The sequence below is a fragment of the Microbacterium sp. CCNWLW41 genome, assembly GCF_037083505.1.
In genome coordinates this window covers 210,452-237,164 of record NZ_JBAOJP010000004.1, presented here as the reverse complement: position 1 = coordinate 237,164, position 26,713 = coordinate 210,452, and the positions used below count along the sequence as shown (strand labels likewise).

Sequence of the window (26,713 nt, the reverse complement as noted above, 5' to 3'; positions counted from 1 at the left end):
GGGGCGCATTGTTGGACCGGATCGATCTATGCCGCGCACCCTTCGGCACCCGGCTGTCGCCCGGCGTCGCGCGCCCGGTCGCCGGCCCGCCGCTAGACTGGGCGCAATCCACACTCAGGCACGCTCACACGGTGCCGCATACATCGCTCGAGGAGACCTTCATGTCCGCGACCAGCCCGATCCCCGACAAGCCCGCCCTCGAAGGACTCGAAGCGAAGTGGGGCCAGACCTGGTCGGACCAGGGGACGTACCTGTTCGACCGCCTCCGCGCCGCCGAGGCCGGTCGCGACGGCGTGTACTCGATCGACACCCCTCCCCCGACGGCATCGGGGAGCCTGCACATCGGCCACGTGTTCTCGTACACGCACACCGACATCAAGGCACGCTTCGAGCGCATGCGCGGCAAGACCGTGTTCTACCCCATGGGCTGGGACGACAACGGGCTTCCCACCGAGCGCCGCGTGCAGAACTACTACGGCGTGCGCTGCGACCCGTCCCTGCCGTACGACCCCGACTTCACTCCCCCGTTCGAGGGCGGCGACAACAAGTCCAGCCGCGCCGCCGATCAGCTCCCCATCAGCCGACGCAACTTCATCGAGCTGTGCGAGCGGCTCACGGTCGAGGACGAGAAGCAGTTCGAGGCGCTGTTCCGCCAGCTCGGGCTGAGCGTGGACTGGACGCAGACCTACCGCACGATCTCCGACGACACGATCCGGCAGAGCCAGCTCGCGTTCCTGCGCAACCTGGAGCGCGGCGAGGCCTACCAGTCGCTCGCGCCGACGCTGTGGGACATCGACTTCCGGTCCGCGATCGCGCAGGCCGAGCTCGAGGATCGCGAGCAGCCCGCCGCCTACCACACGATCGAGTTCCCCTTCGCGGACGGATCCGGGTCGATCGCGATCGACACGACGCGCCCGGAGCTGCTCCCCGCGTGCATCGCGATCGTGACGCACCCCGAGGGACCCCACAAGCACCTCATCGGCACCCGAGTGCGGACGCCGTTCTTCGGCGCCGAGATCGAGATCCACGGGCACCACCTCGCGCAGCCCGACAAGGGGACGGGCGCGGCGATGGTCTGCACCTTCGGCGACGTGACCGACATCGTGTGGTGGCGGGAGCTGCGCACGGCCGCGGACGAGTCCCTGCCGAACATGACCACGATCGGACTGGACGGCCGGTTCCTCGCCGAGGCGCCCGTCGCCGTCGCCGACGACGACGCCCGCGCCTGGTACGCCGAGAACATGGCGGGCAAGACCGTGTTCAGCGCGCGCAAGGCGCTCGTGGAGAAACTGCAGGAGACCGGCGCCATGACGGCCGTCGGCAAGCCCTTCCAGCACGCGGTGAAGTTCTTCGAGAAGGGCGACCGCCCGCTGGAGATCGTGTCGACGCGGCAGTGGTACATCCGCAACGGTGCCCGGGACGAGACGCTTCGCGACCAGCTCCTCGCCCACGGCAAGGAGCTGACCTGGCACCCGGACTTCATGCGCGTGCGCTACGAGAACTGGACCGGCGGCCTCACGGGCGACTGGCTGGTGTCGCGCCAGCGGTTCTTCGGCGTCCCGATCCCGATCTGGTACGCGCTGGACGAGAACGGCGAGCGCGACTACGACCGCGTCCTGACCCCGGACCTCGCCTCGCTGCCCGTCGACCCCACCACCGACGTCCCGCCCGGGTACCGCGAGGACCAGCGCGGAGTGCCGGGCGGGTTCGACGCGGAGAAGGACATCCTGGACACCTGGGCGACCTCCTCCCTCACCCCGCAGCTCGCGGGAGGCTGGCAGCGCGATCAGGAGCTGTGGGATCTGGTCGCGCCGTTCGACCTGCGACCGCAGGGGCAGGACATCATCCGCACCTGGCTCTTCTCGACGATGCTCCGGTCCACCCTGGAGGACGGCCGCTCGCCGTGGCGCAACGCAGCGATCTCCGGGTTCATCGTGGACCCCGACCGCAAGAAGATGTCCAAGTCGAAGGGCAACGTGGTCACCCCGGCCGACATCCTCGACGCCCACGGATCCGACGCGGTGCGCTACTGGTCAGCGTCGAGCCGGCTCGGCATGGATGCGGCCTTCGACCCGCAGAACCCGACGCAGGTGAAGATCGGCCGCCGCCTGGCGATCAAGATCCTCAACGCCGCGAAGTTCGTCCTCTCGTTCCCCGTGCCCGAGGGCGCGCAGGTCACGCATGCCTTGGACGCGTCGATGCTCGCCGCCCTCGACCGCGTCGTGGTCGAGGCGACCGCCGCCTACGAGAACTACGACCAGGCGCGCGCGCTGGAGATCACCGAGGCGTTCTTCTGGACCTTCTGCGACGACTATCTGGAGCTCGTGAAGGAGCGCGCGTACGACCGGACGGACGTCGGCCAGGCCTCCGCGGCGCTCGCGCTCCGGCTGGCGCTGTCCACGCTGCTGCGCCTGCTCGCCCCGATCGTGTCGTTCGCGACCGAGGAGGCGTGGTCCTGGTTCGAGGAGGGCTCGATCCACACCGCCGCGTGGCCGGCGCCGCTGGGCACGGACGGCGACCCTGCGGTGCTGGCGACCGCGAGTGAGGCGCTGATCGGCATCCGACGGGCCAAGACCGAGGCGAAGGCCTCGCAGAAGACGCCGGTGTCGCACGCGACCGTCTCGGCGCCGGCGGATCGCCTGGAGGCGCTGCGCGCCGCCGCCGACGACCTCCGCGCCGTCGGGCGCATCGCCCGGCTCGATCTCGCGGAGGGCGAGGAACTGAAGGTCACCGACATCGAGCTGGCCCCCGTGGAGGCGTCGTCATGATGCAGCTGGGGACGCGCTGGGCCGCAGGATCCGAGCCGCCGGCGTCCGTTCCGGCGGCGCTGCGCCCCGCGATCGCGGAGGCCGAGGCGCGCAGCGTCGCCGACGGCACGCTGAGCCTCGCGACCGGCCCCCTCAACGTCCTGCGGGGCACGTGGACGCTCACCTGGCTCGAGGGACGGCCGATCGCCGAGCTCGACACGGGCTGGGAGGTCCAGCGCACCGCGACCGGCGAGGTCGTCGTCCGCCCCTTCGAGGACTGACCCGGTCGGCTTTTCTCCGCCGAGACCCCCTCTCCGCACCGAGACCCCCTCTGAGATACGTCTTTCAGAGGGGGTCTCGGCGGTGCGAGGGGGTCTCGACGGAACGGATCGCCGGGCGCGTCGCCGACCCGAGTCAGGCCGCCGCGGCCCGCGCTGCGACGAAGGCCGCGACGCAGCGCTCGACCTGCTCCGGCGTGTGCGCGGCGGACAGCTGCACCCGGATCCGCGCCTTCTCACGGGGGACCACCGGGAAACTGAAGGCGGTCACGTAGACGCCTTCCCGCTGCATCTCCGCCGCGATCCGCGCCGTGAGCGCGGCATCGCCGAACATGACCGGCACGATCGGGTGCTCGCCGGGAAGGAGGTCGAACCCCTCCTCGGTCATGCGCGCGCGGAACAGTGCCGCGTTGTCGCGCAGCCGTGCGCGAAGAGCACCGGATCCCTCGACGAGATCGAGCGCCGTGAGCGTCCCCGCCACGATCGAAGGGGCCAGCGTGTTGGAGAACAGGTACGGGCGCGCGCGCTGGCGCAGCAGCGCGACGATGTCCTCGTGGGCGGCGACGTATCCGCCCGAGGCCCCGCCCAGCGCCTTGCCGAACGTCCCCGTGTAGATGTCGACCCGGCCCTCGACGCCGCAGAGCTCGGGCGTTCCCCGCCCGTGCTCGCCGACGAACCCGACCGCGTGCGAGTCGTCCACGAAGACCAGTGCGTCGTACCGCTCCGCGATGTCGCAGATCTCCGCCAGCGGAGCGATGTACCCGTCCATGGAGAACACCCCGTCGGTCACGATCACGCGGAACCGCGCGTCCTGAGAGGCCCGGAGCTGCTCCTCCAGATCCGCCATGTCACGGTTGCGGTATCGCAGCCTCCGCGCCTTGGAGAGCCGGATGCCGTCGATGATCGAGGCATGGTTGAGCTCGTCCGAGATGATCGCGTCCTCGGCCGAGAACAGCGTCTCGAAGACACCGCCGTTCGCATCGAAGCAGGAAGAGAAGAGGATCGCGTCGTCGGTTCCGAGGAACGCGGCCAGGCGCCGTTCGAGCTCGAGGTGCTGCTCCTGCGTGCCGCAGATGAAGCGCACGCTGGCCAGGCCGTAGCCCCAGTCGTCCAGAGCCGACTTGGCGGCCTCACGGATCCGCTCGTCGTCGGCCAGGCCCAGGTAGTTGTTCGCGCAGAAGTTCAGCACCTCCGCGCCATCCGCGATGATCTCGGCGCTCTGCGGGCCGCGGATGCCGCGCTCGTGCTTCGTCAGCCCGGCCTGCTCGATCCCGTCCAGCTCCGCGGCGACGTGCGCCTGGAATGCCCCGTACATGTGGTTTCTCCTTGTCGTGCGGCTCAGAGCCGCGTCCAGTCGAGGATGATCTTCCCGGTCCCTGCCGATGCGGCGGCGTCGAATCCACGCTCCCAGTCCGAGGCAGGGATCACATCGGCGATGATCCGGCCGATGGCGTCGCGCAGCGCCGGGCTCGTCTGGAGCATCGCCCCCATGGCGTTCCAGGTCTCGAACATCTCGCGCCCGTAGATGCCCTTGATCGTCAGCATGTGCGTCACGATCTTGCCCCAGTCCACGCCGAAGGGCGCGCTGGGCAGCCCCAGCATCGCGATGCGACCGCCGTGGTTCATGTTCTCGATCATGGTCGGCAGCGCCGCAGGCGCCCCGCTCATCTCGAAGCCCACGTCGAAGCCCTCCTTCATTCCGAGGGCCTTCTGTGCGTCGCGCACGTCGGAGCGCGACACGTCCACGACCTCGTCGGCGCCCATCGCCCGTGCCAGCTCCAGCCGCGGGGCGCTGATGTCCGTGGCGGTGATGAATCGCGCCCCGGCGTGGCGGGCGACGGCGATCGCCATGAGCCCGATCGGGCCGCAGCCGGTGACCAGGACGTCCTCCCCGATGACGGGAAACGCGAGCGCGGTGTGCACGGCGTTGCCGAGCGGGTCGAAGATCGCGCCGAGCTCCGGTTGAACGTCGGGGTTGTGCACCCAGACGTTCGCCGCGGGCAGGGCGAGGTACTCGGCGAACGCGCCGTCGCGGTGCAGGCCGAGTCCGATCGTGCGGATGCACATCTGGCGTCGGCCCGCCCGGCAGTTGCGGCACATCCCGCACACGATGTGCCCTTCCCCGGACACGCGGTCCCCGACCTGGATGTCGTGGGCGAGCGCTCCGACCTCCACGACCTCGCCGTAGAACTCGTGCCCGGGGATGAGCGGGGCACGGATCTCGGAAGCCGCCCAGTCGTCCCACCGGCGGATGTGCAGATCGGTGCCGCAGATGCCGGTCCGCAGCACGCGGATGACCACCTCGTCCGGTCCCGCCACCGGATCCGGGCGATCCACGAGCGCCAGGCCCTCGTGCGGGCCGTCCTTGTACAGAGCCTTCATGCTCCGATCACACCCCGACGCTCGTTGAAGATCAATGACCAGTTTCTGGATCGATGATTCAGTCGTGCTTCATCCGATGCGGAATCCGTGCTTGGATGGACCGATGCACCTGCACCAGCTCCAGATCCTCCGGGAGCTCGGAGCGCTCGGGAGCGTGACCGCTGTCGCCGAGGCGCTGCACGTCTCCCCCTCCGCCGTCTCACAGCAGCTCGCCGCGCTCCAGCGCGGCGTGGCGACCCCGCTCACCCGGCGGCAGGGGCGCACGCTCGTGCTCACCGCGGCGGGCGAGGTGCTCGCCGAGGCCGGAGCCACGGCGCTCGATGCCATGGCGGCGGCGCGCAACGCGGTGGACCGGTTCGAGGCCTCGCCCGCCGGGATCGTGACCGTGAGCGGATTCCTCAGTGCCGCGCAGGCGCTGTTCGGCCCGCTCATCCGCGAGCTGGGCGGCGGTGACGCGCCGACGGTGCGGTTCACGGACGAAGACGTCGCACAGAGCGAGTTCCCCGGGCTCGCTGCGCGGTACGACCTCGTGCTCGCCCATCGCATGGAGCACAGTCCGCCCTGGCCTCGCAGCGGCATCCGCGTGGTGCCTCTCGCCGCGGAGCCGCTGGACGTCGCGCTCTCGCCGACGCACCCGCTTGCCGCGCGGACGCGGCTCGCCCCCGAGGAGGTCGTGGGCGAGCGGTGGGTCACCAGCCGCGCCGGGTACTCCCCCGACGACGTGCTGCGTGCGATCGCCGCGGTCACGAACCGCCCGGTCGACGTGGTGCATCGGATCAACGACTACGGGGTCGCGGCCTCCGTCATCGCCGCCGGGGATGTCGTCGGGATGCTGCCGCGCTACACCTCGGTGGTGGCGGACGCCACGGGCGTCGTGCGTCGTCCGCTCACGGGGGTGAGCACCAACCGCATGATCGACCTCCTCGCACGGCCGGAGAACCTGCGGCGCCGGTCGGTGCGCCTCGTCGCCGATGCCTTGGAGCGGGTGATGGCGACGCTCACGGCGTGACGCGACCGCTGTCCGCGAGCCCGCCCCTAGGCTCGGAGGATGACCGCCGACGCGAACCCGTTGCTTGCGCCCTCGCCGTTGCCCTATGCGCTCCCCGACTACTCCGTCATCCGCCCCGAGCACTACCTGCCCGCCTTCCACGCGGGGTTCGCCCAGCAGCGTGCCGAGGTCCGCGCCATCGCGGACGACCCGGCGGCGCCGACGTTCGAGAACACGATCGAGGCCCTCGAGCACAGCGGGGAGCTGCTGGATCGCGTCTCCCATGCGTTCTACACGGTCAGCTCGGCGGACGCCACCGAGGACATCCAGGCGATCGACGAGGAGCTGGCGCCCCTCATGTCCGCGCACCAGGACGCCATCAGCCTCGATCCCGCCCTCTTCGCCCGCGTCGCGGCGGTGAACGACCAGCTCGAACAGCGGTCCGATCTCACCGCGGAACAGCGCTACCTGACGCATCGCCGGCACCGCGAGATGCTGCTGTCGGGGGCCGGACTGGACGCCGAGTCGAAGGCGAGACTGACGACGCTGAACCAGCGGTTGTCCGCGCTCGGGACGGCCTTCGAGAAGAACCTGCTCGCCGAGACGAACGACCTCGCGGTCGTCTTCGAGGACGCCGACGAGCTCGCCGGTCTCAGCGCCGGGGAGCTCTCGGCCGCCGCGCGTGCCGCCGCGGAGCGCGGTCTCGACGGACGCTACCTCGTGACCCTGCCGCTGTTCACCGGGCACCCGTACCTGTCCGCCCTGCGTCATCGCGAGAGCCGGCGGAGGATCATGGCGGCCTCGCGGTCCCGGGCCTCGCGAGGCGGGCCCCACGACAACCGCGGGGTACTGGCCGAGATCGCCGTCCTCCGCGCCGAGCGCGCGCAGCTGCTCGGCCACGGCTCGCATGCCGCCGCCGTGACCGCGGACGAGACCGCCGGCACCCCCGAGGCGGTCGAGCGCATGCTGAAAGACCTGGCGCGTCCGGCGGCACGCAACGCCGCGGCGGAGAAGGCCGCGCTCCAGCGCATCGTCGACGACACGGAGCCGGAGCCCTTCCGGATCGAGGCCCACGACTGGGCCTTCTACACGGAGAGACTGCGCACGCAGCGCTACGACATCGACTCGGCGGCCCTGCGGCCCTGGTTCGAGGCCGAGCGGGTCCTCCACGACGGGGTCTTCGCCGCGGCCACGGACCTGTACGGCATCACGTTCGCCGAGCGACCCGACCTGCCGGCCTACCACCGTGACGCGCGGGTCTTCGAGGTGTTCGAGGAGGACGGCTCCCCGCTCGGGCTGTACGTCCTCGACCTCTACACGCGCGACAGCAAGCGCGGCGGCGCGTGGATGAATCCGATCGTCTCCCAGTCGGCGCTACGCGGCACGCTCCCGGTCGTGGCGAACAACCTCAACGTCGCGCGTCCCGGTGACGGCGAGCCCACCCTGCTGACGCTCGACGAGGTCACGACCCTGTTCCACGAGTTCGGGCACGCGCTGCACGGCCTGCTCGCCCGCGTGACGTACCCGCATTTCTCCGGGACGAACGTCTTCCGGGACTTCGTGGAGTTCCCGAGTCAGGTCAACGAGATGTGGATCCTCTGGCCGGAGGTCGTCGCGCGGTACGCGCGCCACCACGAGACGGGAGAGCCCCTTCCCGCACACCTCGTCGAGACCTTGAGGGCGACGGAGGCCTTCGGACAGGGCTTCGCCACGAGCGAGTATCTCGCCGCCGCCTGGCTGGATCAGGCGATCCACCGGATCGGCCCCGGCGACAGCGTGGACGACATCGGCGGGTTCGAGGCCGCGGCGCTGGCCGAGATCGGGCTCGACGATCCCGCGGTGCCCCCGCGGTACTCGGCCGCGTATTTCGCGCATGTCTTCTCCGGCGGATACAGCGCGGGGTACTACTCCTACATCTGGAGCGAGGTCCTCGATGCCGACACGGTCGAGTGGTTCCGGGAGAACGGCGGCCTCACCCGGGAGAACGGCGAGCGGTTCCGGCGCCGCCTTCTGGGCGTCGGAGGTTCGAAGGACCCGCGGGAGGCGTACCGCGACTTCCGCGGGCGGGACGCGGAGATCGGCCCCCTCCTGAAGCGGCGCGGCCTGGACGCCTGACCGTGGCGCCCCGCGTCCGTCGTGCAGGGCCTATCCTGGCCGTGGGATACGCGGACGCGATCCTTCTCTCGAGCCCGGAGGCCCCATGACCGCGTTCCCCGAACAGCCCTTCGGCGCCGCCGATGCCCTCACGCTCGACGCCGTCCCGCTGGCGGTCATCCGGCACGAGGGGCTCCGCATCGCGGACCTGCGCGACGTGTTCGACACCGGCTACCGCGAGATCGGCGCGGCCTTCGCCGGCGGTGAGCTGATTCCGACCGGGCCGGCCATCGCGGCATACTTCGGTGACCCCCGCGAGTCGTTCGACCTGGAGCTCGGGTTCCCGGTCGCGGACGCGCCGGCGGAGCCGATCCCCACCGCGTCCGGAGCACGGATCATCGCATCGGCGTTGCCGACCGGCCCGGCAGTGGCGACCACCGTTCACGGGTCCTACGAGAATCTCGGCGCGGGCTGGATGGCCCTGGCCGAACGCGCGGCGGCCGACGGCGGTCGCCCGCGCGGGATCTGGATCGAGGTGTACGTCTCTGATCCGGGGACGAATCCCGCCGATCTGCGCACCGACCTGATCCTCCCCCTCGCCTGACACGCCGCGGGGCCGGCTCAGGCGCTCTTGCGCTTGCGGTTCAGCACGAGCGTGGGCGGAGCGCCCTCGTCGACGGCTGCGCGCGTCACGACGACCTTGGACACGTCCTCGCTCGACGGGATCTCGAACATGATCGGGCCGAGCACGTCCTCCAGGATCGCCCGGAGTCCGCGCGCGCCGGTCTTGCGCTCCACGGCCAGGTCGGCGATCGAGCGCAGCGCCTCCTCCTCGAACTCCAGTTCCACGCCGTCCAGTTGGAACATCCGCTCGTACTGCTTGACGAGGGCGTTGCGCGGGCCGGTGAGGATGTCGATGAGGGCGGCCTGGTCGAGCGGGGACACCGAGGCGACGACGGGCAGACGACCGATGAACTCCGGGATCAGACCGAACTTGTGCAGGTCCTCCGGCAGGACCTCGCTGAAGAGGTCCAGGTCCTTCCCCTTGTCGTGCAGCGGAGCGCCGAAGCCGACCCCGTGCTTGCCGACGCGGGAGGAGATGATGTCCTCCAGTCCGGCGAAGGCGCCCGCGACGATGAAGAGCACGTTCGTCGTGTCGATCTGCAGGAACTCCTGGTGCGGGTGCTTGCGTCCGCCCTGTGGCGGGACCGAGGCCACCGTGCCCTCGAGGATCTTCAGGAGGGCCTGCTGCACGCCCTCACCGGACACGTCCCGGGTGATCGACGGGTTCTCCGCCTTGCGCGCGATCTTGTCGACCTCGTCGATGTAGATGATGCCCTGCTCCGCGCGCTTGACGTCGTAGTCGGCGGCCTGGATCAGCTTGAGGAGGATGTTCTCGACGTCCTCGCCGACGTAGCCCGCCTCGGTGAGCGCGGTCGCGTCCGCCACCGCGAACGGCACGTTCAGCCGCTTCGCGAGCGTCTGGGCGAGATAGGTCTTGCCGCACCCGGTCGGCCCGATGAGCAGGATGTTGCTCTTCGCGATCTCGACCTCGTCCGCCTTCTGCTCGGCCGGCTGCAGCGTCCCGTGAGCGCGCACGCGCTTGTAGTGGTTGTATACGGCCACGGCCAGCGCCTTCTTCGCCGGCTCCTGACCGACGACGTACTCCTCGAGGAAGGAGAAGATCTCGCGCGGCTTGGGCAGTTCGAAGTCCGCCACCGCCCCGCCGGCCGACTCCGCCATCCGCTCCTCGATGATCTCGTTGCAGAGCTCGACGCATTCGTCGCAGATGTAGACGCCGGGGCCGGCGATCAGCTGCTGCACCTGCTTCTGGCTCTTTCCGCAGAAAGAGCACTTGAACAGGTCGGCGCTCTCACCGATTCGTGCCATTCGCGGCCTCCTCCAGGCTCCCTGAGATCGTCCTTCGAGCCTAACCGGTGCATCCGACAGCGGCGCGGAGCGGCGCGCATCGCGTCGGATCGCATCCGCGGGGCGACCGCCCGTCTTCCGCTGCCGCACGGCTCACCCGGGATCGCGCAGGGACACGGCGAGGGCCCGCACCGTCATACGGCGGTGCGGGCCCTCGCCTCCGCGACTCGGTCCGGATCCCGGCTCAGACCATGCTCTTCGTGTGCCAGACCGTCTTCGTCTCCACGAACGCGGTGATCCTCTCCAGGGACGGGTCGACCGCCGCCGTGCCGGACACCGGCGGCAGCACGCGCTTCAGCGTCTCCGCGGCGGCGATCTGCAGATCGACCCAGTCGAGCTCGCCCGCGCCGGCGAGATCCAGCGCGTTGACGTCGGCGTGCGAGGCCAGCCACGGGGCGATCTCGGCCGGGGATCCGGTCAGCACGTTCACCACGCCGCCGGGGACGTCGCTGGTGGCGAGGACCTCCGCGAGGCTGATCGCGGACAGCGGGTAGCGTTCGCTCGCCACCGCCACGACGGCGTTGCCCGTGACCAGCGCGGGCACGAGCACCGAGACCAGCCCTAGCAGCGCCGAGTCCTGCGGGGCCACGACGACGACCACTCCGGTCGGCTCGGGGACGGAGATGTTGAAGTACGGCCCGGCGACGGGATTGGCGTTGCCCGCGACCTGGGCGTACTTGTCGCACCAGCCCGCGTACCAGACCCACAGGTCGATCGCGGCGTCCACCTGCGCGCCGGCCGCCGCGACGGAGACCCCCTCCTGGGCGGCGATCTCGTCGACGAACTGCGCGCGCCGGCCCTCGAGGATCTCGGCGACGCGGTAGAGGACCTGACCGCGGTTGTACGCCGTTGCCCCGGACCAGCCCTTCACGGCCGCCCTCGCCGCGACGACCGCGTCCCTCGCGTCCTTGCGCGAGGCCTTGGCGGCGTTCGCCAGGAAGGCGCCCTTCGCCGACTGCACCTCGTAGGTGCGTCCGGACTCGCTGCGCGGGAAGGCGCCGCCGATGGCCAGCTTGTACGTCTTGGGTACCGTCAGCCGCTTGCTCACGCCGCTGCTCCCTTCAGGTAGGCCGTCAGTCCGTGTCGTCCGCCCTCGCGGCCGTATCCGGACTCCTTATATCCGCCGAACGGGCTGGAGGGGTCGAAGCGGTTGAAGGTGTTTGCCCACACGACCCCGGCGCGCAGGCGGTCGGCGACGGCGAGGATCCGCGAGCCCTTGTCGCTCCAGATCCCCGCGGAGAGGCCGTAAGGGGTGTTGTTCGCCTTCGCGATCGCCTCGGCCGGAGTCCGGAAGGTCAGCACGGACAGCACGGGCCCGAAGACCTCCTCCCGGGCGATGCGGTGCGACGCCTCGACGCCAGTGAAGATGGTCGGGGCGAACCAGAAGCCCTTGTCGGGGATCACGCAGTCCGCGGTCCATCGCTCGGCGCCCTCGGCCTCGCCGATGTCACTGAGCTCGCGGATGCGGGCCAGCTGGGCGGCGGAGTTGATCGCGCCGATGTCGGTGTTCTTGTCGAGCGGGTCGCCGAGCCGGAGGGTCGAGAGCCGGCTCTTCAGACGGTCGAGCACCTCGTCCTGGATCGATTCCTGCACGAGCAGCCGACTGCCGGCGCAGCAGACGTGGCCCTGGTTGAAGAAGATGCCGTTGACGATGCCCTCCACGGCCTGGTCGATCGGCGCGTCGTCGAACACGATGTTCGCGGCCTTGCCGCCCAGCTCCAGCGTCAGCTTCTTGGGGGTGCCTGCGACGGCCTTCGCGATGTCCCGGCCCACCGCCGTCGACCCGGTGAACGCGACCTTGTCGACGTCGGGGTGCCGGACGAGGGCGGCGCCGGTCGCCCCGGCGCCGGTGACGATGTTGACGACGCCCGGCGGCAGATCCGCCTGCTGCAGGATCTCGGCGAAGAGCAGGGCGGTGAGGGGTGTGGTCTCGGCCGGCTTGAGCACGACCGTGTTGCCCGCCGCGAGCGCCGGGGCGAGCTTCCAGGCGAGCATCAGCAACGGGAAGTTCCAGGGGATGACCTGTCCGGCGACGCCGAGCGACGCCGGGTTGGCCCCGAGGCCGGCGTGATCCAGCTTGTCCGCCCACCCCGCGTAGTAGAAGAACCAGGCCGCGACGAGCGGCACGTCGACATCGCGGCTCTCCTTGATCGGCTTGCCGTTGTCGAGGCTCTCCGCCACGGCGAGCTCGCGCGCGCGCTCCTGCACGAGGCGGGCGATGCGGAACAGGTACTTGCCGCGGTCGCGACCGCTCATGCGCGACCAGGTCTTCTCATAGGCGCGTCGTGCTGCGGTGACCGCGCGGTCGACGTCCTGCTCGTCCGCCGACGCGATCTCCGCGATGCGGGACTCGTCGGACGGCGAGATCGTGACGAAGCTCGGGCCCGCGCCGTCGACGAACTCGCCGTCGATGAACAGTCCGTAGCTGTCGCGCAGGTTGAGGATCGCCGTGGACTCCGGCGCCGGAGCGTATTCCAGGAATGACATGCGTGCTCCTAGTCGATCGTGACGTAGTCGGGGCCGGAGTAGTGGCCGGAGGTGAGCTTCTGCCGCTGCAGCAGGACATCGTTGAGCAGGCTCGACGCGCCGAAGCGGAACAGGTGCGGCTGAAGCCAGTCCTCCCCGGCCGTCTCGGCGACCGTGACGAGGTACCGGACCGCGTCCTTGGACGAACGGATCCCGCCGGCCGGCTTCACGCCGATCCGCTCCCCCGTCGCCCGATGCCAGTCGCGCACCGTCTCCAGCATGAGCAGCGTCGTCGGCAGCGTCGCTGCGGGCTGGACCTTGCCGGTCGAGGTCTTGATGAAGTCCCCGCCCGCGAGGATGCCGAGCCACGACGCACGCTTGATGTTGTCGTAGGTGTTGAGCTCGCCGGTCTCCAGGATCACCTTCAGGGAGGCGTAGCTGCCGTCTTCACGGCGGCAGGCCTCCTTCACCCGGGCGATCTGGTCGAACACCTGGCCGTAGCGCCCCGCCAGGAACGCGCCGCGGTCGATCACCATGTCGATCTCGTCGGCACCGGCCGCCACGGCGTCCGCCGTGTCGGCGAGCTTGATGTCGAGCGAGGCGCGACCGGAGGGGAAGGCCGTGGCGACCGCGGCCACCGAGATGAGCCCGTCGTCGGGATCCCCGTGCATCGCGCCGAGCGCTTCGACGGCGTGCGGGACCATGTCCCCGTAAACGCACACCGCCGCGACCCGCGGAGTGGACGGGTCCGCGGCGTCGGGGGTCCTCGCCTTCGCGACGAGCGAGCGCACCTTGCCCGGCGTGTCCGCGCCTTCGAGGGTGGTGAGATCGATCAGCGAGATGATCCGATCCAGCGCCCACGCCTTGGACGAGGTCTTGATCGAACGCGTCGCCAGACCCGCGGCGCGCTGCTCGAGACCGACGGCGTCCACCCCCGGGAGGCCGTGCAGGAAGCGGCGCAGCGTGAGGTCGTCGGGCTCCGCGCCCAGCACCTCCACGGCTGTCCTGCGGGTGAGTTCGCGTGTGGTCACTTGTCCTCCAGGAGGGTCAGGGCGGTCTCCTCATCGGTGACCACCGCGGTGCACAGGCCCGCCGCGACGACGGTCCGCGCGATGTCGTGCTTAGCGGTTCCGGCCGTGACGAAGACGGCCGTCTCCGCCGTGCGCAAGCGTTCCAGCGGCAGGCCGACGGTGCGGGCGTCGAGCTCGGGGTCGACGGTGTTCCCGTCGGCGTCGATGTAGCGTCCGAGGACGTCTCCCACCGCGCCGCGACGGGCCAGCTCGTCGATGTCGCCGGGTTCGAGGTATCCGTTCTCGACGTGCGCGGACCGGTGGTCGCACGCCCCTGCGGTGAACAGATAGGTGTCGGCCGCGGCGGCGAGATCGAGGACACCGGCGACGGTGCGGTCCGCCTCGATCGCCTGCTTCGTCTCGAGCCTCTCGAGGATCGCCGGGCTCGGCAGGAGCGCGACACGGCCGGAGGCACGCTGGGCGATCGTCGACGCCAGCGTCGCCGCTCCGCCGGGGCGCCGATTGACGCTCACGCCGCCGTTCATCTGCACCACGGTCACGCCGTGCGCCCAGCCCTGAGGAAGATGTTCGGAGACCGCCGTGAGCGTACGCCCCCAGCTCACCCCGAGCGTGCGCGGTACCGGCCGAAGAGCCGCGAGGTGGTCGGCCGCGGCTTGCGCGACGCGATCGAGCAGGTCTGCCTCGTCCGCGACGGCCGGGACGACGACCGCGTCTGCGAGGCCGAACCGCTCGCGCAGCGCCCGCTCGACGCCGAGGCGACGGGCACGCGGATGGATGATCTCGATCCGGACGATGCCGTCGCTGCGGGCCTGGGCCAGGAGCCGGCCCACCTTCCATCGAGAGATGCCCAGCAGCGAGCCGATCTCGTCCTGGGTGCGGTCCTCGTCGTAGTACAGCTCGGCCACGCGCACGGCGAGCAGCTCGTCGTCCGGGGCCGGGGTGGGGGTCACCCTCCCGAGGATACGCGTGTTCCCACACTCGCGCACGCCTTTGCTCATATGCGCAAGGAGCTCTCGGCGCCTGCGCAATCGCGGGGACGACGAAGGGGCGGAACCGGATTCCCGGCTCCGCCCCTATGACATCGTCTCGTCAGCTCAGCGCCTGGCGCTTCCGGCTCGTGAGGACCTGGTCCACGATGCCGTAGTCCTTGGCCTCCTCCGCGGACAGGATCTTGTCGCGATCGATGTCGCGGTTCACCTGCTCGGGGCTCTTGCCGGTGTGGCGGGCCATCGTCTCCTCCAGCCAGGTGCGCATCCGCAGGATCTCCGCCGCCTGGATCTCGATGTCCGACGCTTGACCGTGCCCGGCCTCGCCCATCGCGGGCTGGTGCATGAGCACGCGCGCGTTCGGGAGGGCGAGGCGCTTTCCGGGCGCACCGGCCGCCAGGAGCACGGATGCCGCCGACGCTGCCTGGCCCAGCACCACGGTCTGGATCTGCGGCGCGACGTACTGCATCGTGTCGTAGATCGCCGTCATCGCGGTGAAGGAGCCGCCGGGCGAGTTGATGTACATCGTGATGTCGCGCTCGGAGTCCTGACTCTCCAGGACGAGGAGCTGAGCCATCACGTCGTCGGCCGAGGCGTCGTCCACCTGCACGCCGAGGAAGATCACTCGATCCTCGAACAGCTTGTTGTAGGGGTCCTGACGCTTGAACCCGTAGGCCGTGCGCTCCTCGAACTGAGGGAGCACGTAGCGGCTGGAGGGCAGGTTTCCGGCGGAGCGGAACGTGGGTGTGTACATGTGGGTCCTCTCCCGCCTTACTTGTCCGCGCCGGTTCCGCCGCCGCCGTGCACGTCGCTGGCGTGCTCGCGGATGTGGTCGACGAAGCCGTACTCCAGCGCCTCGTCCGCCGTGAACCAGCGGTCGCGGTCGCCGTCGGCGTCGATCTGCTCGACGGTCTTGCCGGTCTGCGCGGCGGTGATCTCGGCCAGGCGCTTCTTCATCGACAGGATGAGCTGCGCCTGCGTCTGGATGTCGCTCGCCGTCCCGCCGAAGCCGCCGTGGGGCTGGTGCAGGAGGACGCGGGCGTTCGGGGTGATGTAGCGCTTGCCCTTGGTGCCGCTGGTCAGCAGCAGCTGGCCCATGGAGGCCGCCATCCCGATCCCGACGGTGACGATGTCGTTCGGCACGAACTGCATCGTGTCGTAGATCGCCATGCCGGCCGTGATCGATCCGCCCGGGGAGTTGATGTAGAGGTAGATGTCCTTCTCGGGATCCTCGGCGGCGAGAAGGAGGATCTTCGCGCAGATCTCGTTCGCGTTCTCGTCCCGCACCTCGGACCCGAGCCAGATGATGCGATCCTTCAGCAGCCTGTCGAAGACACTCGTCGCGACCAGGGGTTCAGCCATTTCCGCTCCTGTTTCCGTGTTCGGTGATTCGAATCTACCGGCGTCAACGCGGCGGCCCGGCCGTGTTCGCCGTCGGCATATCAGGCATCGTCGCGGGCGATCTCGTGCGCGTAGGCGGTCAGCGACCGGTGGTAGCGCGGCAGGTGCGGGACGAGCGCGAGCAGGGCCACCGACAGCCCCTCCGCCGGGCGGCCGGCACTCGCGAGCGCCAGGGCGCGGAAGGCGGCGACCGCGTCGCGATAGGGCGAGTCCGGCTCCCGCTCCTGCTCCTCCGTGAGCAGGGCGAGGGCCTCGTCGACCGCGCCGAGGTTGCGCAGCGAGCTCGCCAGCTGGATGACCGCCTGGGGTCGGTGCTCCGCGTCCAGGCCCAACGCCAGCGCACGCCGGTACAGCGGCACCGCCTCCTCGGGGCGGCCCGCCGAGTCCCGGGCCCCTGCCCTCTCGAACTCGGCCCGCGCATCGTCGGTGCCGCGTTCGGCCGCGAGGGCGTCGATCCGCGCGATCACCTCGTCGTCGACGAGACCGCCCGATGCGGCCTCCCAGACGGCGTCGATCCGGTCGTCCCACCTCGTCATGACTGCTCCTTCCCGGGATGACGAAGGGGCGGATGCCGCAGCACCCGCCCCTCCGGTGTCGCTACGCGATCACTCGGCCTTCTCGGCCGCCTCCTTGGCGGCCTTGCGCGTCGCCGGCTTCTTGGCCGGGGCCTTCTTCGCGGCGGGCTTCTCCTCGGCCGCGTCCGCGTCCTTCTTGGCCGGAGCCTTTTTCGCCGGAGACTTCTTCGCGGCAGGCTTGTCCGCGTCGTCCTTCGCCGCGGCCTTCTTCGCCGGGGCCTTCTTCGCAGCCGGCTTCTCCTCCGCGGCCTCGCCATCGCCCTCGGCGTCGTCCTCGGTCGCGACGAAGCCGGTCATGTCGACGGCCTTGCCGTTGGAGTCGACGACCGTGACCTTGCCCAGGGCGATCGCCAGCGCCTTGTTGCGCGCGACCTCGCCGACCAGGACCGGCAGCAGGTTCGCGGACTGCAGCGCCTCGACGAACTCCTGCGGGGCCATGCCGTACTGCGCGGCGGACTGGATGAGGTACTGGCTGAGCTCCTCCTGCGAGACCTGGACGTTGGCGTCCTCGGCGATCGCGTCCAGCAGGACCTGGGTGCGGAACTGCTTCTCGCTGGCCTCGGTCACCTCGGCACGGTGCTCGTCGTCCTCGAGACGCCCCTCGGACTCGAGGTGGTTGTGCACCTCGTCCTCGATGAGCTGCGGCGGCACAGGGATCTCGATCTTCTCGAGCAGCGTCTCCACGAGCTTGTCGCGCGCGGCCGACGCCTGGGCGAACACGCCCTGCTGCTGGACGTTCTCGCGCAGGCTGTCGCGGAGCTCCGCGATAGTGTCGAACTCGCTGGCGATCTGCGCGAAGTCGTCGTCGGCCTCGGGGAGCTCGCGCTCCTTGACCGCCTTGACCGTGACGGAGACCTCGGCCTCCTCGCCGGCGTGGTCGCCGCCGACGAGCGTCGAGCGGAACGTCGTGTCCTCGCCGGCGGTCAGCGACTCGATCGCGTCGTCGATCCCTTCCAGCAGCTCACCCGAGCCGACCTCGTAGGAGACGCCCTCCGCACGGTCGATCTCGGCGCCGTCGATCGTCGCGACGAGGTCGAGCTCGACGAAGTCGCCGGTCGCGACCGGGCGGTCCACCGGGACGAGCGTGCCGAACCGGGCGCGGAGACGGTCGAGCTCGGCGTCGAGCGCCGCCTCGTCGGTCTCCACCGCGTCCACGGTGAGGGTGATGCCCTCCAGCGACGGGGTCTCGATCTCCGGACGGACATCCACCTCGATCTCGACCTTGAGGTCGCCGGAGAAGTCCTTCTCGTTCGGCCACTCGGTCACGTCCGCGGAGGGGCGGCCGACGATGCGGAGCTTCTGCTCGACCACGGCCTCCTGGAAGAAGCGGTCCAGTCCCTCGTTCACGGCGTGCTCGATGACGGCGCCGCGCCCGATGCGCTGGTCGATGATGGGGGCGGGCACCTTGCCCTTGCGGAAGCCGGGGATCTGCACGTCCTGCGCGATGTGCTCGTACGCGTGGTCGATGCTGGGCTTCAGGTCTTCGGGGGTGACCGTGATGTGGAGCTTGACCCGGGTCGGGGCCAGCTTCTCGACGGTGCTGTTCGCCATGCTGGTGTGTTCTCCTTGTGAATGTCCCGCGCATCTCCGGCGCGGCTGCGACGTCGTGCGAACCGACGTCGGGGCGACAGGATTTGAACCTGCGACCTCCCGCTCCCAAAGCGGGCGCTCTACCAAGCTGAGCTACGCCCCGGGTGATTGTGCCCGCGCACGCGGGAACGGCCCCGAGAAGTCTAACGGACAGGACTGCACCCGAACGTCCGGTATGCTCTTTCGAGTCGGTTCCGGTTCGCCGGGCCGCACGGACCCGGCGCTCGGCGACGGGCCCGGGGGCGTAGCTCAATGGTAGAGTCCCAGTCTTCCAAACTGGTTGTGCGGGTTCGATTCCCGTCGCCCCCTCAGCGAAAGGCCCCGCCGGTGCGGGGCCTTCTCCTTTTCCCGGGTCCGCGCGTGCGAGACTTCGGGAGATGACCAGCCCCACCGGATCCCACGCGCTGCCGCCGCGCTTCTCCAGCGCTCCCCCGCGTACCCGACGGCGTCGCGGGGTGCGCGCCCTGCTGCTGACCGGCGGTGCGCTCGTCGCGCTGTCCGCGGGAATCGGCGTCCACACGGCGGCGCAGCTCGGATACGACGACGCGCGCGACGGGTTCGCCGCGGCGGCGCGCGGCGCCGGCGTTGCCGAGGAGTCGCTCGATGCACAGATCCGCATCGCGCAGGACGCCCGCCTGCTCTCCCTCGCCCTCGGGGACGACCCCGCCGGACTCGTCCCCGAGGACGCGCACAGCGAGGTGGAGCGGGTCGGCACCGACCTCGATGCGTCACTCGCCGAGGCGGCCGGCTCTCGCGACAACGCGACTCCCCCTCCGCCTCGCAAGCCCTTCTGGGCGTGGGAGGCGTGGGGCGCGGCGAACGCCCTGCAGGACGCCGCTGCGGCGGCGGAGGAGCACGCGGGCGACCTGCGTTCGATCGAGAAGAGGCTCTCCACCACCGCGGACGACCTCGAGGACCGATCGGTGGCGGCCCTGACCGTCTCCGTGGACGCCGCCCGCGCGGCGGAGGCGGAGAACGTGTCCGCACGCAATGAGGACGTCATCGCGCTGCGGAACGCGATCTCCGATCTGGATCGGGTCCTCGCCGATCCGGCCGTCGTGCGGGTGGACGGTCCGGCGGCGTTCCGGACGCTCGCGGCCGAGGTGCAGGACCTGCGCGCCTCCGCGGCGGCCGAGCTCGCCGAGAAGGACGGGCCGTTGTCCGCCGCGCACCTCGAGGTGGAAGCGTTCGCGCGGTCCCTCGCCCCGGGCGTCCTGATGGACTTCGACTGGGCCGTCCTCGTCAACGGACTGGGTGTGGACGGCTGGCTGTCCGGGCTCACCTGGTGGTGGTACGCGGACGGCGGCTACGCGACGATCGAGCTGTCGGACTCCATCGCCGAGCAGTGGCCGTCCGACGCCAGCCGGGCCCTCGTCGCGCACGAGGTCGGGCATGCGATCACCGTGCGCTGCTTCTCGATGTACGACACGACGGATCCGGATGCCACCGAGGCCTGGGCCACGGCGTGGGCGATCAGCATGGGCTTCCACGATCCGGCCAACGGGACCTCGGCGTACGGGCCGCCGCCGGAGGAGATGATCGCCGCCGCCGCGGCCTGTCGCTGACCGATCTCGCGGCCGCCGGTTGCCGACGCCTGCTCGGGCTTCTATCCTCCAGGGGAGGATCCGGAGCGAGGGGGCACGGGTGGAGGACGACGAGCACGGCGCGCTCGTGCGCGACGCCTACCGACGGCGGCCCGGTGACTGGACGAACGCGCAGAGCCAGGTGCAGGGCTGGTTGCGCCGGATCTTCGAGGACATCCTCGAGGGTGACGACGGGTCCCGACTTGACCCGGACCATGCACGGATCAAGTCCGAGGACCGCACGCTGGACAAGCTGAGCCGCAAGCGCGCCGAGGACCCCACGCTTGCGGTGCGGGACGGGAGCGACGTAGAACAGCACGTCCAGGACATCGCTGGGGTGAAAGTGCTGTGCAAGTCCCCCCGCGACCAGCGCGCCGCCGTCGCAGCCCTTCGCGCGAGCGACCTGAGCGGCACCGCGCTCGAGATCATCGAGACCAAGGACTACCTGAGCGAGCCCAAGGCGTCCGGATATCGCGCGTTCCACCTGCTGGTGCGCGTCACCCTGCCGTCCTCGCCGCCGGTGTGCGTGGAGGTCCAGATCAAGACCAGGCTCCAGGACGCCTGGAGCGAGCTGACCCACGAGGATCTGTACAAGCCCGGCGCGCCCATCAACCCCTCCGGGTTCCACAAATCCGTGGCCAGTCATATGGCGTCGCTGCTCGCGGTCGTGGACGAGATGGCCGATGAGCTCGCGGGCGCCCTGGAGTCCACGATCGCGGAGGACGTATCGACCTCGGACTCCGCCGCCGCGGACGCCGGGACCGCCACCATCCGCACCACGGGCCCGCGCTACGCTCTCGCCATCGACGAGAGCGGCCGCCAAGGTCTCATCTCGGCGCGGGCGGTCCGGGAGCTGGCTGCTGCTCAGGGCATGGTCGACGACCGCCGATTCATCAAGGTCTCCGACTACCTCCGGGTCGGGGACCGGATCCGCGTCGACGTCGTGGAGACGGACGACGCGCGTCACTTCCTTCCGCTCTCCCTCGTCGGGCACGCGGACGACGAGGGACGCCGGACATGAGGAAGGCCCCCGCCTGGTGGCGGGGGCCTTCCTCGTCGTGCGTCAGCGCTGTCCGCGGCGCTCGCGCAGCTGCTGGAGCGCGTCCTCGAGGAGCTGCTCGGCCTCCTCGTCGGTACGCCGCTCCTTCACATAGGCGAGGTGCGTCTTGTACGGCTCGGTCTTGGCGATCGCCGGCGGGTTGTCCTTGTCCCGTCCCGCCGGCAGGCCGCTGTGCGGGTGGTCGATCACCTCGGGGATCTCCTCGTCAGGGAGCCCGGCGGCGAAGTAGCGCACCGTCTCGTTGCCGAGGCCGTCCCAGTACGACACCGCGATGCGGTCGGCGTGGTAGCCGTGGTCCTGCTCCCCCATCGGGCCGGAGCCGACACGCGTGCCCCGGATCGCGTTTCCACCGGACGCCATCAGATCACCTCGAACTTCGTGATGAGCCCCAGCGCCACGATCGCGACGAACCACACGAGGGCGAGGACGATCGTGAAGCGGTTGAGGTTGCGCTCCGCCAGCCCCGACGAGCCCACGGCCGAGGTCATGCCGCCGCCGAACATGTCGGACAGACCGCCGCCACGACCCTTGTGGAGCAGGATGAGGAGCGTCAGCAGGACGCTGGTGATGCCCAGCAGCACCTGCAGGACGAACTGGAGAATATCCACGGATTGGCCTTTCGGTCGGGTCCCGTCTGTCAGGAGGCCGAGTTCCCTCGGCGGAAGAGGACCCGCGTAACGGTCAAGTATACGTCGAAGGGGCGACGCCCCCTCGGCTCACACCCCGACGTGCTTCTGGAATCGGACGATCGACGCGAACTCGTCCACCACCAGGCTCGCACCGCCGACCAGGGCGCCGTCCACGTCGGGCTCGCGCATGAAGCTGGCGATGTTCGCCGCCTTCACCGATCCGCCGTAGAGGATCCTCGTGCGCGCCGCCGCGTCCTGATCGAGCACCTTCGCGAGGACGCCGCGCAGGGCCGCGCAGACGTCCTGCGCCTGCTGCGGCGTCGCGGCCTGCCCGGATCCGATCGCCCAGACCGGCTCGTACGCCACGACGATGTCCGCCGATGCGGGAACGCCCTGGAGCGCCGCCTCCAGCTGCCCGGCGGGAACCGCGCTGGCCCCGAACTTCTCCAGGTCCTCGGCGGTCTCGCCGACGCAGATCACCGGGACGAGCCCGTGCTTCAGCGCCGCCTTCACCTTCGCGGCGACGACCTCGTCCGTCTCGGCGTGGTATTCGCGCCGTTCGGAGTGCCCGATGATCACGTACTTCGCGTCGAGCTTCGCGAGGAAGGCGCCCGAGACCTCACCGGTGTAGGCCCCGGAGTCATGCATCGACAGATCCTGCGCGCCGAGGGCGAACGGGATCTTGTCGGCGTCGATCAGGGTCTGGACGCTGCGCAGATCCGTGAACGGCGGGAACACCGCCACGTCGACCGACCCGTCCTCGTGCTTGGCGTCCTTCAGCGTCCAGTGCAGCTTCTGCACGAACGCCACCGCCTGCAGGTGGTCCAGGTTCATCTTCCAGTTGCCCGCGATCAGCGGGGTACGAGCCGTTACGCCCATCCGAGCACCTCCAGGCCGGGTAGTTTCTTGCCCTCGAGGAACTCGAGGCTGGCGCCACCGCCGGTCGAGATGTGCCCGAACCGGTCGTCGGCGAATCCGAGCTGACGCACGGCCGCAGCGGAATCGCCGCCGCCGACCACGCTGAGTCCGTCGACCTCCGTCAGCGCCTCCGCGACGGCCTTGGTCCCCGCGGCGAACGCCGGAAACTCGAACACGCCCATCGGGCCGTTCCAGAACACCGTGCGGGATCCGCGGATCGCCTCCGCGAAACGGGTCGCCGTCTCGGGCCCGATGTCCAGGCCGATCCCGGACGCGCCGAAGGCGGTGTCCTCGATCGCGTCGGCAGCGGCGACCTCGTGCGGGGCGTCCGCCGCGAACGACGCCGCGACCACGACGTCCGTGGGCAGCACGAGCTCGACGCCGCGCTCCTTCGCATCCGCGATGTAGCCGCGGACCGTCTCGAGCTGGTCCTTCTCCAGGAGGCTCGACGCGACCGGATGGCCCTCCGCCGCGAGGAAGGTGAACAGCATGCCGCCGCCCACCAGGAGCCGGTCGACGCGCGGCAGCAGGTGCGAGATCACCCCGAGCTTGTCGCTCACCTTCGACCCGCCCAGCACGACCGTGTACGGACGCTCGGGCTTCTCGGTGAGCCGGTCCAGGACGTCGAGCTCGGCCGCGATGAGCAGGCCCGCCGCGGAAGGCAGGATCCTCGCGAGCTCGTAGACGCTCGCCTGCTTGCGGTGCACGACACCGAAGCCGTCCGAGACCAGCGCGTCGCCGAGGGCGGCGAGCTGCTCGGCGAAGGCCGTGCGCTCCCCCTCGTCCTTCGCGGTCTCCCCCGGGTTGAAGCGCAGGTTCTCGAGCACGGCGACCTCGCCGGCGCCGAGCGCGTCGACGGTCTCGCGCGCGGACGCGCCCACCGTGTCAGACGCGAACGATACCGACCTGCCGAGGAGCTCGGACAGACGAGTGGCCACGGGCGCCAGGCTGTACTGCGGATCCGGGGCGCCGTCCGGGCGTCCCAGGTGCGAGACGACGATGACACGGGCGCCGGCGTCGATGAGGGCGTTCAGGGTCGGCAACGACGCGCGCACGCGGCCATCGTCCGTGATGACCCCGTCCCGCAGGGGGACGTTGAGGTCACAACGGACGATGACGCGCGTGCCGTCGAGCGAACCGACCGTCTCCCGGAGGGAGTCGAGGGTGCGCAGGGTCATGGCGTGAGGTCAGATCCGCTCGGCCACGTACTCGGTCAGGTCGACGAGACGGTTCGAGTAGCCCCACTCGTTGTCGTACCAGCTCGACACCTTCACGAGGTTGCCGCTGACGTTCGTCAGCGTCGAGTCGTAGATCGACGAGTGCGGGTTGTGGACGATGTCGCTGGAGACGATGGCGTCCTCGTTGTACTGGAGGTAGCCGGCCAGGCGCCCCTCGTCCGCGGCCTTCTTGTAGGCCGCGTTGACCTCGTCGGCCGTCAGGTCGTCGCGCTCGGTGATGAGCGTGAGGTCGACGATCGAGCCGGTCGGCACCGGCACGCGGTAGGAGGAGCCGCTGAGCTTGCCGTTCAGCTCGGGAAGGACGAGGCCGATCGCCTTGGCGGCACCGGTCGAGGCGGGGACGATGTTGATCGCCGCCGCGCGCGCACGGCGCAGGTCCTTGTGCGGGCCGTCCTGCAGGTTCTGGTCGGCGGTGTAGGCGTGCGCGGTCATCATGAACCCGCGGACGATGCCGAACTCGTCGTTGAACACCTTGGCCAGGGGGGCCAGGCAGTTCGTCGTGCAGGAGGCGTTGGAGATGATGTGGTCGGTCTCCGGGTCGTAGGTCTCCTCGTTGACGCCCATCACGATGGTGCGGTCGTCGCCGGTCGCCGGCGCGGAGATGAGGACCTTCTTGGCGCCGGCCTCGATGTGCTTGCGCGCGTCCTCCGCCTTGGTGAAGAAGCCGGTCGACTCGATCACGATGTCGACGCCGAGCTCGCCCCAGGGCAGCTTCGCGGGGTCACGCTCCGCGAACGCCTTGATCTCCTTGCCGTTGACGGTGATGCTGTCCTCGTCGTAGCTGATCTGGGCGTCGAGCACGCCTCCGACCGAGTCGTACTTCAGCAGATGCGCCAGCGTCTTGTTGTCGGTGAGGTCGTTGACCGCGACGATGTCGATGTCCGCGCCCTGCGCGAGAGCCGCGCGGAGGTAATTACGTCCGATCCGGCCGAAGCCGTTGATACCGATCTTGACAGACACGAAAGTCTCCTGGTTCTTACTCGAGGGATTGCGTGATTCTTGCAAATGACCCGGACAACGGCGTCCTGATGGGCTTTTCGCCCATCAGGACGCCCATCTTTTACGACAGTACCAGCAGTCCGTTCGTCTGCTCGCGGGCCACCTGCAGTCGCTGGGCGACGTTCTCCCAGTTGGCGATGTTCCATACGGCCTTGACGTAGTCCGCCTTGACGTTGAGGTAGTCGAGGTAGAAGGCGTGCTCCCACATGTCGAGCTGGAAGATCGGCACCGTGCCCTGCGCGGTGTTCGCCTGCTGGTCGAACAGCTGCTGGATGATGAGCTGCTGACCGATCGGGTCCCAGCTCAGCACCGCCCAGCCGGAGCCCTGGATGCCCGTCGCCGCGGCGGTGAAGTGCGCCTGGAACTTCTCGAACGAGCCGAAGAACTCCTCGATCGCGGCCTTCAGCTCACCCTCGGGCTGACCGCCGCCGTTCGGCGAGAGGTTGGTCCAGAAGATGGAGTGGTTGACGTGACCGCCGAGGTTGAACGCGAGGTCCTTCTCGAGCTTGTTCACCGCACCGAGGTTGCCCGATTCGCGGGCCTCGGCGAGCTGCTCCAGCGCGGTGTTGGCTCCGGCCACGTACGCGGCATGGTGCTTGTCATGGTGCAGCTCCATGATCTTCCCGCTGATGTGGGGCTCGAGAGCCGCGAAATCGTACGGGAGGTCGGGGAGCGTGTAGATCGCCATCGAATTCATCCAATCCGCGCCGCGCTCGCGGCGCTCACCGGTTCCCCACCCCGCCGGAACGCGGGACGAGGCGGACGATATCCATCCTATCGACGGGAACGTTCCGCGGAACCGGAACCTTCCCGGATGACGGCGATCCGCGTCACCCGGCTCAGACGTCGATGCCCGCGGGCACCGCGGACTCGGTGCCCGGGATGCCCTCGGCCTGCGCGCGCTTGTCCGCCATCGCCAGGAGGCGCCGGATACGGCCGGCGACGGCGTCCTTCGTCATCGGCGGGTCGGCGTGGTGCCCCAGCTCGTCCAGGCTGGCGTCGCGGTGCGCGAGTCGCAGCTCGCCCGCCGTGCGGAGGTGATCGGGGACGTCGTCACCGAGGATCTCCAGCGCGCGCTCGACCCGTGCGCACGCGGCGACGGCGGCCTGGGCGGAACGGCGCAGGTTGGCGTCGTCGAAGTTGACCAGGCGGTTCACGCCCGCGCGGACCTCCCGGCGCTGACGCATCTCCTCCCACGCCGCCGCCGTTCGAACCGCGCCCATGACGGTGAGCAGGGCGCGGATCGCCTCGCCCTCGCGCACGACGACGCGCGGGAGACCGCGGACCTCGCGGGCCTTCGCCGCGATGCCGAGCCGATGGGCGGCGCCCACGAGCGCCATCGCCGCCTCGGACGACGGGCAGGCGACCTCGAGGACCGCCGAGCGACCGGGCTCGCTCAGCGCGCCGGCGGCGAGGAAGGCGCCGCGCCACAGTCCGGCGAGCTCCTCGCGGGAGCCGGTGGTGAGGCGGTTCGGCAGACCGCGGACCGGACGGCGACGCTGGTCGAGAAGACCGGTCTGGCGGGCGAGGGTCTCCCCCGCGCCGATGACGCGGACGGCGTAGCGCGCGCCGTCCGTGCCCGAGGCACCCTGGATCTGCGCGATCTCCGGACGGACCCCGAAGAGCTCGGCGAGATCCCGGGCGACGCGACGGGCCAGCAGCTCGGCGTCCACCTCGGCCTCCACGGCGACCCGGTTGGCGATGGAGTGCAGACCGCCGGCGAACCTCAGCACCGCGGTCACCTCCGCGACCCGCACCGTCGGGGGTGCGTTCCGGATGCTGACGAGCTCTGCCTTGACGTCGGTGGTGAGTGCCACGG

The 26,713-nt window shown here is 70.2% G+C and carries 25 protein-coding genes and 2 tRNA genes; 8 read left to right on the top strand and 19 right to left on the bottom strand.

Annotation, left to right across the window (positions count from 1 at the left end; genetic code table 11):
* Nucleotides 1-161: 161 nt before the first annotated feature.
* Both valS and V6R91_RS16265 read left to right on the top strand, forming a co-directional pair.
* A complete protein-coding gene (gene valS / locus V6R91_RS16270; protein WP_336396093.1) occupies nt 162-2,768 on the top strand; it encodes a valine--tRNA ligase in 2,607 nt (868 codons plus the stop codon).
* The gene (locus tag V6R91_RS16265) at nt 2,765-3,028 is read left to right on the top strand and encodes a hypothetical protein (RefSeq protein WP_271062558.1); all 264 of its coding nucleotides are present in this window, start codon (nt 2,765-2,767) and stop codon (nt 3,026-3,028) included. Before valS ends, V6R91_RS16265 begins: the two co-directional genes overlap by 4 nt.
* Nucleotides 3,029-3,161: 133 nt before the next feature.
* On the opposite strand, the gene V6R91_RS16260 is transcribed toward V6R91_RS16265, so the two are convergent.
* Nucleotides 3,162-4,340 (bottom strand): glycine C-acetyltransferase, encoded by a 1,179-nt coding sequence (locus tag V6R91_RS16260; RefSeq protein ID WP_336396092.1) that lies wholly within the window; start codon nt 4,338-4,340, stop codon nt 3,162-3,164.
* Between the two features lie 23 nt (nt 4,341-4,363).
* Nucleotides 4,364-5,407 (bottom strand): L-threonine 3-dehydrogenase, encoded by a 1,044-nt coding sequence (gene tdh, locus V6R91_RS16255; RefSeq protein WP_219084580.1) that lies wholly within the window; start codon nt 5,405-5,407, stop codon nt 4,364-4,366.
* A gap of 103 nt (nt 5,408-5,510) precedes the next feature.
* Here tdh and V6R91_RS16250 point away from each other — a divergent pair, with 103 nt between their 5' ends.
* The 3 genes from V6R91_RS16250 (at nt 5,511) to V6R91_RS16240 (ending at nt 9,093) form a co-directional block, all read left to right on the top strand.
* Entirely contained in the window at nt 5,511-6,416 is a 906-nt protein-coding gene (locus V6R91_RS16250) for a LysR family transcriptional regulator (RefSeq protein ID WP_336396091.1), read from the top strand.
* Nucleotides 6,417-6,455: 39 nt separating this feature from the next.
* A complete protein-coding gene (locus V6R91_RS16245; protein ID WP_336396090.1) occupies nt 6,456-8,510 on the top strand; it encodes a M3 family metallopeptidase in 2,055 nt (684 codons plus the stop codon).
* A gap of 85 nt (nt 8,511-8,595) precedes the next feature.
* Nucleotides 8,596-9,093: a GyrI-like domain-containing protein gene (locus V6R91_RS16240; protein WP_336396089.1), complete on the top strand. Its 498-nt coding sequence runs from the start codon at nt 8,596-8,598 to the stop codon at nt 9,091-9,093.
* A gap of 17 nt (nt 9,094-9,110) precedes the next feature.
* Here the strand turns inward: V6R91_RS16240 and clpX are convergent, their stop codons facing one another.
* The 10 genes from clpX to V6R91_RS16190 all read right to left on the bottom strand — a co-directional run bounded on the left by clpX (nt 9,111) and on the right by V6R91_RS16190 (nt 18,570).
* Nucleotides 9,111-10,379: an ATP-dependent Clp protease ATP-binding subunit ClpX gene (clpX, locus tag V6R91_RS16235; RefSeq protein ID WP_067244775.1), complete on the bottom strand. Its 1,269-nt coding sequence runs from the start codon at nt 10,377-10,379 to the stop codon at nt 9,111-9,113.
* A 223-nt stretch (nt 10,380-10,602) separates the two neighbouring features.
* Nucleotides 10,603-11,466: an aldehyde dehydrogenase family protein gene (locus V6R91_RS16230; RefSeq protein ID WP_336396088.1), complete on the bottom strand. Its 864-nt coding sequence runs from the start codon at nt 11,464-11,466 to the stop codon at nt 10,603-10,605.
* Entirely contained in the window at nt 11,463-12,905 is a 1,443-nt protein-coding gene (locus tag V6R91_RS16225; protein WP_336396087.1) for an aldehyde dehydrogenase family protein, read from the bottom strand. The genes V6R91_RS16230 and V6R91_RS16225 overlap by 4 nt, the downstream gene beginning before the upstream one ends.
* Nucleotides 12,906-12,913: 8 nt before the next feature.
* Nucleotides 12,914-13,882: a deoxyribose-phosphate aldolase gene (gene deoC / locus V6R91_RS16220; protein WP_067244769.1), complete on the bottom strand. Its 969-nt coding sequence runs from the start codon at nt 13,880-13,882 to the stop codon at nt 12,914-12,916.
* A 29-nt stretch (nt 13,883-13,911) separates the two neighbouring features.
* On the bottom strand, nt 13,912-14,865 hold the full coding sequence (locus V6R91_RS16215) for a sugar-binding transcriptional regulator (protein ID WP_271062458.1): 954 nt from the start codon (nt 14,863-14,865) through the stop codon (nt 13,912-13,914).
* 139 nt (nt 14,866-15,004) lie between these two features.
* The gene (locus V6R91_RS16210; RefSeq protein ID WP_067244764.1) at nt 15,005-15,655 is read right to left on the bottom strand and encodes an ATP-dependent Clp protease proteolytic subunit; all 651 of its coding nucleotides are present in this window, start codon (nt 15,653-15,655) and stop codon (nt 15,005-15,007) included.
* A 17-nt stretch (nt 15,656-15,672) separates the two neighbouring features.
* On the bottom strand, nt 15,673-16,263 hold the full coding sequence (locus V6R91_RS16205) for an ATP-dependent Clp protease proteolytic subunit (RefSeq protein ID WP_067244762.1): 591 nt from the start codon (nt 16,261-16,263) through the stop codon (nt 15,673-15,675).
* An 80-nt stretch (nt 16,264-16,343) separates the two neighbouring features.
* The gene (locus tag V6R91_RS16200) at nt 16,344-16,838 is read right to left on the bottom strand and encodes a tetratricopeptide repeat protein (RefSeq protein WP_271062459.1); all 495 of its coding nucleotides are present in this window, start codon (nt 16,836-16,838) and stop codon (nt 16,344-16,346) included.
* 69 nt (nt 16,839-16,907) lie between these two features.
* Entirely contained in the window at nt 16,908-18,428 is a 1,521-nt protein-coding gene (gene tig / locus V6R91_RS16195) for a trigger factor (RefSeq protein ID WP_336396086.1), read from the bottom strand.
* A 68-nt stretch (nt 18,429-18,496) separates the two neighbouring features.
* Nucleotides 18,497-18,570 (bottom strand) — tRNA-Pro (locus tag V6R91_RS16190).
* Nucleotides 18,571-18,705: 135 nt separating this feature from the next.
* On the opposite strand from V6R91_RS16190, the gene V6R91_RS16185 reads away from it, so the two are divergent.
* The 3 genes from V6R91_RS16185 (at nt 18,706) to V6R91_RS16175 (ending at nt 21,071) form a co-directional block, all read left to right on the top strand.
* Nucleotides 18,706-18,776: transfer RNA gene (locus V6R91_RS16185), tRNA-Gly, on the top strand.
* Nucleotides 18,777-18,844: 68 nt separating this feature from the next.
* Nucleotides 18,845-20,032 (top strand): hypothetical protein, encoded by a 1,188-nt coding sequence (locus V6R91_RS16180; protein ID WP_336396085.1) that lies wholly within the window; start codon nt 18,845-18,847, stop codon nt 20,030-20,032.
* A gap of 79 nt (nt 20,033-20,111) precedes the next feature.
* Complete coding sequence (locus V6R91_RS16175) at nt 20,112-21,071, top strand: GTP pyrophosphokinase (RefSeq protein WP_336396084.1); 960 nt, start codon at nt 20,112-20,114, stop codon at nt 21,069-21,071.
* A 42-nt stretch (nt 21,072-21,113) separates the two neighbouring features.
* Here the strand turns inward: V6R91_RS16175 and V6R91_RS16170 are convergent, their stop codons facing one another.
* From V6R91_RS16170 to whiA, 7 genes are all read right to left on the bottom strand, one after another.
* Nucleotides 21,114-21,470 (bottom strand): RNA polymerase-binding protein RbpA, encoded by a 357-nt coding sequence (locus tag V6R91_RS16170; protein ID WP_067244753.1) that lies wholly within the window; start codon nt 21,468-21,470, stop codon nt 21,114-21,116.
* Nucleotides 21,470-21,718 (bottom strand): preprotein translocase subunit SecG, encoded by a 249-nt coding sequence (gene secG / locus V6R91_RS16165; RefSeq protein ID WP_067244751.1) that lies wholly within the window; start codon nt 21,716-21,718, stop codon nt 21,470-21,472. Before secG ends, V6R91_RS16170 begins: the two co-directional genes overlap by 1 nt.
* Nucleotides 21,719-21,826: 108 nt before the next feature.
* Nucleotides 21,827-22,618, bottom strand: a complete 792-nt coding sequence (tpiA, locus tag V6R91_RS16160; protein ID WP_336396083.1) for a triose-phosphate isomerase — start codon at nt 22,616-22,618, stop codon at nt 21,827-21,829.
* A complete protein-coding gene (locus tag V6R91_RS16155) occupies nt 22,609-23,835 on the bottom strand; it encodes a phosphoglycerate kinase (RefSeq protein ID WP_336396082.1) in 1,227 nt (408 codons plus the stop codon). The genes tpiA and V6R91_RS16155 overlap by 10 nt, the downstream gene beginning before the upstream one ends.
* 9 nt (nt 23,836-23,844) lie before the next feature.
* Nucleotides 23,845-24,855, bottom strand: a complete 1,011-nt coding sequence (gap, locus tag V6R91_RS16150) for a type I glyceraldehyde-3-phosphate dehydrogenase (protein WP_271061240.1) — start codon at nt 24,853-24,855, stop codon at nt 23,845-23,847.
* Nucleotides 24,856-24,955: 100 nt separating this feature from the next.
* Complete coding sequence (locus V6R91_RS16145) at nt 24,956-25,582, bottom strand: superoxide dismutase (RefSeq protein ID WP_067244742.1); 627 nt, start codon at nt 25,580-25,582, stop codon at nt 24,956-24,958.
* A 151-nt stretch (nt 25,583-25,733) separates the two neighbouring features.
* Nucleotides 25,734-26,711 (bottom strand): DNA-binding protein WhiA, encoded by a 978-nt coding sequence (gene whiA / locus V6R91_RS16140; protein WP_067244740.1) that lies wholly within the window; start codon nt 26,709-26,711, stop codon nt 25,734-25,736.
* Nucleotides 26,712-26,713: the final 2 nt, after the last annotated feature.

Bases quoted from the DNA above. Each gene is read 5' to 3' on its own strand.
- valS (WP_336396093.1), top strand. From the start codon at position 162: ATGTCCGCGACCAGCCCGATCCCCGACAAGCCCGCCCTCGAAGGACTC.
- V6R91_RS16265 (WP_271062558.1), top strand. From the start codon at position 2,765: ATGATGCAGCTGGGGACGCGCTGGGCCGCAGGATCCGAGCCGCCGGCG.
- V6R91_RS16260 (WP_336396092.1), bottom strand. From the start codon at position 4,340: ATGTACGGGGCATTCCAGGCGCACGTCGCCGCGGAGCTGGACGGGATC.
- tdh (WP_219084580.1), bottom strand. From the start codon at position 5,407: ATGAAGGCTCTGTACAAGGACGGCCCGCACGAGGGCCTGGCGCTCGTG.
- V6R91_RS16250 (WP_336396091.1), top strand. From the start codon at position 5,511: ATGCACCTGCACCAGCTCCAGATCCTCCGGGAGCTCGGAGCGCTCGGG.
- V6R91_RS16245 (WP_336396090.1), top strand. From the start codon at position 6,456: ATGACCGCCGACGCGAACCCGTTGCTTGCGCCCTCGCCGTTGCCCTAT.
- V6R91_RS16240 (WP_336396089.1), top strand. From the start codon at position 8,596: ATGACCGCGTTCCCCGAACAGCCCTTCGGCGCCGCCGATGCCCTCACG.
- clpX (WP_067244775.1), bottom strand. From the start codon at position 10,379: ATGGCACGAATCGGTGAGAGCGCCGACCTGTTCAAGTGCTCTTTCTGC.
- V6R91_RS16225 (WP_336396087.1), bottom strand. From the start codon at position 12,905: ATGTCATTCCTGGAATACGCTCCGGCGCCGGAGTCCACGGCGATCCTC.
- V6R91_RS16210 (WP_067244764.1), bottom strand. From the start codon at position 15,655: ATGTACACACCCACGTTCCGCTCCGCCGGAAACCTGCCCTCCAGCCGC.
- V6R91_RS16205 (WP_067244762.1), bottom strand. From the start codon at position 16,263: ATGGCTGAACCCCTGGTCGCGACGAGTGTCTTCGACAGGCTGCTGAAG.
- V6R91_RS16200 (WP_271062459.1), bottom strand. From the start codon at position 16,838: ATGACGAGGTGGGACGACCGGATCGACGCCGTCTGGGAGGCCGCATCG.
- tig (WP_336396086.1), bottom strand. From the start codon at position 18,428: ATGGCGAACAGCACCGTCGAGAAGCTGGCCCCGACCCGGGTCAAGCTC.
- V6R91_RS16180 (WP_336396085.1), top strand. From the start codon at position 18,845: ATGACCAGCCCCACCGGATCCCACGCGCTGCCGCCGCGCTTCTCCAGC.
- V6R91_RS16170 (WP_067244753.1), bottom strand. From the start codon at position 21,470: ATGGCGTCCGGTGGAAACGCGATCCGGGGCACGCGTGTCGGCTCCGGC.
- tpiA (WP_336396083.1), bottom strand. From the start codon at position 22,618: ATGGGCGTAACGGCTCGTACCCCGCTGATCGCGGGCAACTGGAAGATG.
- V6R91_RS16155 (WP_336396082.1), bottom strand. From the start codon at position 23,835: ATGACCCTGCGCACCCTCGACTCCCTCCGGGAGACGGTCGGTTCGCTC.
- V6R91_RS16145 (WP_067244742.1), bottom strand. From the start codon at position 25,582: ATGGCGATCTACACGCTCCCCGACCTCCCGTACGATTTCGCGGCTCTC.